The following is a 6,479-nucleotide window of genomic DNA, read 5'->3' on the forward strand; positions in this document are numbered from 1 at the left end:
ACCCACTCAGTGGGTTTGCCGGGTCACGGCAAGGTGATCCGGCTACCCGACTTAGACCACGGATCAGCTTCTGCCAGACCAGGCCGGTGCCAACATGCCCGAACAAGCCCAGCGCCAGGACGAAGTCCACTCCCACACTCGCGACGGAAGTATCCGCAGGCGGCACTCGGTCCGGCCCGTCTCTTCCAGCACGGCGTCCACGAGCTCGAACGGAACCACCTGGGTCAGCTCACCCAGAACACCAGGGGCAAAGACGTCACCCCTCCCGGATATGTTCTTCGCGGTCCTGCAAGAGGGCCGCTGGCCTCCGGGCCCGGCATGGCTGGTCCCCCCTGTCGAACCGATGACCTGGGGGTGCCACCGGGTCCGGGAGGCGCCGCTGGAGACGCTGATGAGAGGTCCGACTACCGCCTGGCCCGGCGCAACGCCCGGCCGCTCGCGGGCGGCAGGTCTGGATAACGTGGATGCGCGCACGACGCCAACGTCCAGGCCAGCACGCACGAGACCCGTTCGGGAGGACGGCTTGAACGACAGTGACAAGATGGGCGTCTTCCTCGGCCTGGACGTCGGCAAGTGCGCCCATCACGGGCACGGCCTGACTTCGGCTGGCAAGAAGGTCTTCGACAAGCAACTGCCCAACACCGAACCCAAGCTGCGGGACGTCTTCGAGAAGCTGAAGACCAAGTTCGGGCACCGTCCTCGTCCTGGTGGACCAGCCCGCTTCCATCGGCGCCCTCCCGCTCACGGTCGCTCGGGACACCGGCTGCAGGGTCGCCTACCTGCCCGGCCTGACCATGCGGCGGATCGCCGGCCTCTACCCCGGCAAGGCGAAAACCGACGCGAAGGACGCCGCGGTGATCGCGGACGCCGCCCGCACCATGCCGCACACTCTGCGCACGCTGGAACTCACCGCCGAGATCACCGCCGAACTCACCGTCCTCATCGGCTTCTACCAGGACCTGGCTGCCGAGGCCACCCGCACCTCCAACCGGATCCCCGGCCGCGCTACGGAAGGCCGGACGCCGCAAACTCGTCGAGGTGGTCCGCCCGAAGGCCCCGCGCATGGCAGCGCGGCTGATCGACGACGTCTTCGAGGCGCTCGACTAGCAGACCGTCGTGGTCCCGGGCAGCACCACGCTCGACATCGTGATCCCCTCCCTGGCCTGCTTGCTCGGCGCCGTCCACGACCAACGCCGGGACACAGAAGCCCAGATCAGCGCCCTGCTGGAGGCACACCCTCTTTCCACAGTCCATGCCGTCGCTACCCGGCGTCGGCGTCAGGACCGCTGCCGCACTGCCGGTCACCGTCGGCGACTGCACCAGCTTCCCCACCGCCGCCCACCTCGCCTCCTACGTCGGCCTCGCCCCGACCACGAAGCCCTCGGGAACCTCGATCCACGGCGAACACGCGCCCAGAGGCGGCAACCGACAGCTCAAACGCGCGATGTCCCTGTCGGCGTTCGCCGCCCTGCACGACCCCACCTCCCGCACCTACTACGACAAATGCCGAGCCCGCGGAAAGAACCACACCCAGGCACTCCTCCGCCTCGCCCGACAACGCATCAACGTGCTGTTCGCGATGCTCCGCGACGGCACCTTCTACGAACCCCGAACCTCCCGCCTCTCTTGACGAAAGGCATAGAGGCACCCCTCGGCTGAGAGGACCGGCCACCCCGTGACCGCGACCATCACCACCCCGCCGCCCAGGATCAGCCTGCGCCGCACCAGTCCAAGGCCGTCCACGCCGCGCACACCGTGCTGCGCCACACCGCCCGGACCTCTGAGGTGATGGCCTGCGGCACCGGATCGGCGGCGTACTCTGGTTCAGCATGCGCGTGTCGCTCATGGGCAACTCCTCGCGGTCAGGGGCCAGCAGGCGCACGGATTCTGTCCCACGGGCCGCGGCCGAATCCTCCGGCGCGCGGGAGAGATCGCCTGTCCGGGCGAGAGGTGGTGCGCGCGTACGAACGGCCCCTCGACCTGCGCGCCATGGTCATGCATGCTCTCGGTGGTTCCCGCCCATTCCCTGGGGTCGGTTCGGTGCAGGCCGTTTCCATGGTCACCCTCGTCGGCTCTCAGTGCCACGCGCGGTAGCGAGGCAGTCGTCAACCAGCGCTGCACGTCATCGCCTGCAGCAACGAGGAAGGCATCGCCATTCCGGGCGAGACACGAGACGTGCCGCTCGAGCTGGGCGAGCCCGGACAGCGCGGACTCGGCTGAACAGTGTGTCTGAACCCCCTCGCCTCCAGCCCTGCCTCGGCCCGTGACCCGCCGGACGAGCCCTAGTGACCTGAGTCAGAGGTTTGTCGTTAGTTGAGCATGAGTCACCGCAGGCCGAAGATTCCACCGTTGTCGTTGTCTCATGAGCAACGGGCTGTGCTGGAGGGTTGGTTGCGTCGCCGTTCGACTGCTCAGGCCTTGGCGCAACGGTCTCGGATCGTGTTGGAGTGTGCGGAGGGCCACTCCATCATGGAGGTGTCACGGCGGTTGAAGGTGGCGCCGGACACGGTCCGCACGTGGCGGCGACGGTTCCTCGCTCATGGTTTGGACGGTCTGTGCGACGAGCCGAGGCCGGGTGTGCCTCGAAAGATCAGTGATGCGGATGTCAAGCGGGTCATTATCAAGACGCTGGAGGAGACACCCAAGAACGCCACGCATTGGTCGACGAGGTCGATGGCGGCGGCGACCGGGATGTCCCAGTCAGCGGTCTCGCGGATCTGGCGGGCGTTCGCTCTGGCCCCTCATCGGGCGGAGAGCTTCAAGTTGTCCACCGACCCTTTGTTCATCGACAAGGTTCGTGACGTGGTCGGCCTCTACCTGGACCTGCCCGAGAAGGCGTTGGTGCTGTGTGTGGACGAGAAGTCACAGATTCAGGCGTTGGACCGATCGCAGCCGGTGCTGCCGATGGTGCCGGGGGTTCCCGAACGCCGCAGCCACGACTACGTGCGCGCGGGGACCACCACCCTCTTTGCGGCGTTGAACACCGCCACCGGCGGGGTGATCGGCTCTCTGCATCGTCGTCACCGGGCCGCGGAGTTCAAGAAATTCCTCACCAAGCTCGACAAGGAGGTACCGACCGGCCTCGATGTGCACCTGATTCTCGATAACTACGCGACCCACAAGACACCTGCGGTGAAGCAGTGGTTGCTCACCCATCCGCGCTTCCACCTGCACTTCACCCCTACCGGTTCCTCGTGGCTCAACCTGGTGGAACGGTGGTTCGGCGAGTTGACACAGAAGAAGCTCAAGCGGGGTGTCCACCGTTCCGTCCACGCACTCGAGCGCGACATCCGTGACTGGCTCACCGACTGGAACAACCACCCCAGACCGTTCGTCTGGACAAAAACCGCCGACGAGATCCTCGACAGAGTCGCCGCATACTGCCACCGAATCTCTGACTCAGGTCACTAGCCGGACGTCCAAATCATCCCTAGAAGATCACTGAAGATGTTGTGGTGGGGCTGTCCGGCCGCGGGCTGGGTGGGCCCGTCGGTCATGTGGTGGCCGTCTTGATCGTCCAGGTGCCGTCGCGGCGGTCGAGTCCGAGGTTGATCAGCCGGCGGAGGTTGAGGGCGGCTGCCCGGGTGTGGAGCCAGGTGTCGTTCTTGAGGGTGCCCAGGTAGCGCAGGCGCCGGTTGCCGTGTGCGACGAGCCAGGCGACGCCGCGTTCGACGGGTGGTCTCCAACGCCGGTAGGCGGCCTGCCAGCCGGGGTCGGTGGCGGCCTGGCGGGCGGCATGCTGCTGGTCGTGGTGGGGGCGGATGGTCAGGATCTTTCCGCGCTTGCAGGTCGTGCAGCGTGGCCGCAGCGGGCAGGCGGCGCACAGCTCGGCGAACAGGGCGATGCGCTGGTGGTGTTGGCCGCCGGGTTTGCCGAGCGCAACGGTGTGGCCGGCTGGGCAGGTCACCTGACCGGTGGTGGTGTTGATGCGGAAGTCGTCCAGAGTGAAGCCGCCTGGGACGGAGGGCCTGAGCGGGGCGGGCTTGCAGAACACCTCGTGCCCGGCCTCCATGAGGGCGGCCCGATGCTGGTGGCCGGAGTAGGCGGTGTCGCCGAAAACCTGCAGGGGGCCGGTTTCACGGGCCAGGAGGTCCTGAGCGACGGCGCCCTCGGAGTGCTCGGCTCCGCTGCCCGGCCGCAGTGCCAGGGCGGTGAACAGGCCGGTCTCGGGCTCGAAGGCGAGGTGGGCCCTTGAACCCGTCGCGGCGGTCATGGACGGTCTTGTGGATGTGTCTGGCCTCGGGGTCGACGGTGGAGATGACGCGGCCCGGGGCGGTGCGGCGGGCGATGCGCCAACGTCCGTCGGTGCCGTCGCCGTCGTCGGCGGGTTCCACGTCCTGACCTGCAACCAGGGCCAGGATGCCCACCGCGTTCGCGGCCCTCTCGCCCCGGTTCTGCTCGGGCAGGTGGCCCAGGACCCGCAGTGCGTCGCTCACCAGGGCGTCGACAAGTTCGGCGCGGGCCTTCTCGCCGTCCCAGGCGATCTTCGGTTTGCCCGGGCCGGACGGGCAGTCGTGCCCTCTGGCATGCCGTGTGACGGTCTCGCTGCCGCCGGGTACCTCACGGGCCACCCTGCGGATCGCGGAGACGAGCTGGGTGACGCTGTCCTGGGTGGCCACCGCGTCCTCGAACACCGTCGAGTCCAACGTCCACCGCCGGCGGCTGTGCAGGACGCCGGTCGCCTCGATCACCTTGCGCACCGCGGTGAAGAGCCGGTGCGGGTCCCGCGAGTGCTGCAGACGGCGCCTAAAGTACGTCAGCAGCGACGGATCGAAGCCGACGCCCAGCAGCCCGAGACCGCAGGCCGCCTTCCATCGCAGGTCGCAGCGGAGTTCCTGCACGGCCTCCACGTCCGACAAGCCGTTCAGGACCTGCAGCACGATCACGGTGGACAGCACCTGCGGCGGATAACTCGGGCGCCCGTCCGCCGACGGGTACATGTCCGCGAACATCCCCGCCGGGAACAGCGCCTCGCGGTGCTCGGCCAGGAACGCGTACACACTGCGCTGCGGGATCAACTCCCGGCAGACTTCCCACACATCAGGCCCCACCGGACGAGGAGCCTCGGCCCCCTGCATACCACCAGTCTGGCCCTGGCCCTCACGGGCCGGGGCCAGAACCCCAACATCTTCAGTGATCTTCTAGGTCCTGTCTGGAATTCGGATCACGGGTGCGGTGTGATGCTGCGGAGCCAGAGCATCGCACCGCACAGGTGTAGTCCGGCTTCGTAGCTTTCTGGGGTGTTGTCGAAGCGGGTGGCGATACCGCGCCAGTTCCGAAGCCGGTTGATGCACCGCTCCACGGTGTTGCGCCCCTTGTATAGCTTCGCGTCGTGGCCGACCGGCCGACCGGCCGACCGCCCTTTGAGCCCCGCTTCTTGCGGTGGGCGGCCTGGTCCTTCTTCTCCGGGATCACCGCTCGGATTCCATGCCGTCGCAGGTAGCGGTGATGGGCTATTTGGTTTTGGTTCAGGCAAGATTCTTGTGGAGCGTGACGGAGCGTCATCAGGATCATGCGAGGAGGACTCGCTTGCGCAGCAGCGGGAGTCCGGCCCGGTTGAACATCTGCCGCTTCAGGGTCTTGAGTCTGTTGACGTGTCCCTCAACCCTGCCGGAGCTGTAGTCCATGGTCAGGCCGACCAAGACGGCGTCGAGGTCCTGTCGCAGGAATCCGGCGAAGCCCTTGATCGGTGGCGGTGCGGTCTGTTCAGCCTGGCGGATCCAGTCCTCCAGCAGGAAGCCGCGGCGATGGCGGAGCAGGTCGGTGAACGCCCGGGCGAAGTCGCAGGCGCTGGCGATGTCCGGACAGGCGAGCCGGACTTCTTCGAGCCCTTGGGCGCTCGGACAGGCCAGGTTCTGGCGGTCTTGCATGATCCAGCCGGTGATCCTGCGCGGGCTGGGTATCTCGGCGGGCGCCGGGGGTGCGGTCCCGGCCCGCACCGTGCGCAGGTAGCGGGTGAGGGTGGAGTAGCCGCCGTGGTAGCCCTGCTCGCGAAGGTGCTGGAACAGCTCGGTGCCGCGGGTGCGTCCGGCCGCGAACTCGGCCTGCAGGAAGGGCTTGAAACGGTCGAGGGGGACGCTGCGCCGGTCGCGGGCGGAGGCGAGCAGGGTGTCGAGGTCGGTGTCGCGGTAGCGGCGGACGGTCTTGCGGTCCAGGCCCAGGCGGCGGGCGATCTCGCTGAGCGGGTAGCCGACGGTGGCCATGCGGTTGATCTCCTCGTGCCGGTTCAGGACGCGCTGGACGATCAGGGTCGGCGGCAGTACGTCGAGGGCCGGAATCTGCACCGGCTGGTCGCGTCCGCGCTTGGCGTGCTTCTTCAGGCAGCCGCGGTGCTGGTGGCAGACCTGTTCGACGGCCCGGGACAGGCTCTGTAGCAGGTGCCAGCGATCAGCAATCTGGACTGCATCCGGGCAGGCCGTGGCTGCGGCGCGACTGTAGCTGCTGTCGCGGTCACGGCAGATGACCTCGGCGCCGGGGTG

The 6,479-nt window shown here is 67.8% G+C and carries 2 protein-coding genes and 4 pseudogenes; 2 read left to right on the plus strand and 4 right to left on the minus strand.

Annotated features, from left to right (window positions below; translation table 11 throughout):
• A pseudogene (locus ACFWZ5_RS43900) lies at positions 1-273 on the minus strand (transposase domain-containing protein); the annotation flags it as partial.
• A 268-nt stretch (positions 274-541) separates the two neighbouring features.
• Between ACFWZ5_RS43900 and ACFWZ5_RS43905 the strand changes: the two are divergent.
• A pseudogene (locus ACFWZ5_RS43905) lies at positions 542-1,630 on the plus strand (IS110 family transposase).
• Between the two features lie 689 nt (positions 1,631-2,319).
• Positions 2,320-3,411 (plus strand): IS630 family transposase, encoded by a 1,092-nt coding sequence (locus ACFWZ5_RS43910; RefSeq protein WP_384892692.1) that lies wholly within the window; start codon positions 2,320-2,322, stop codon positions 3,409-3,411.
• Between the two features lie 82 nt (positions 3,412-3,493).
• Here ACFWZ5_RS43910 and ACFWZ5_RS43915 read toward each other — a convergent pair.
• From ACFWZ5_RS43915 to ACFWZ5_RS43925, 3 genes and pseudogenes are all read right to left on the minus strand, one after another.
• A pseudogene (locus ACFWZ5_RS43915) lies at positions 3,494-5,078 on the minus strand (IS1182 family transposase).
• A gap of 86 nt (positions 5,079-5,164) precedes the next feature.
• Positions 5,165-5,442 (minus strand): annotated as a pseudogene (locus ACFWZ5_RS43920) (IS5/IS1182 family transposase); the annotation flags it as partial.
• Between the two features lie 68 nt (positions 5,443-5,510).
• Positions 5,511-6,479 (minus strand): transposase (locus ACFWZ5_RS43925; RefSeq protein ID WP_384892689.1); only part of this gene is annotated, 969 nt, incomplete at its 5' end.

The organism is Streptomyces sp. NPDC059003, from assembly GCF_042740445.1.
Lineage (GTDB): Bacteria > Actinomycetota > Actinomycetes > Streptomycetales > Streptomycetaceae > Streptomyces.

Excerpts from the sequence above, each read along its gene's own strand:
- ACFWZ5_RS43910 (WP_384892692.1), top strand. The coding sequence starts at position 2,320 with ATGAGTCACCGCAGGCCGAAGATTCCACCGTTGTCGTTGTCTCATGAG.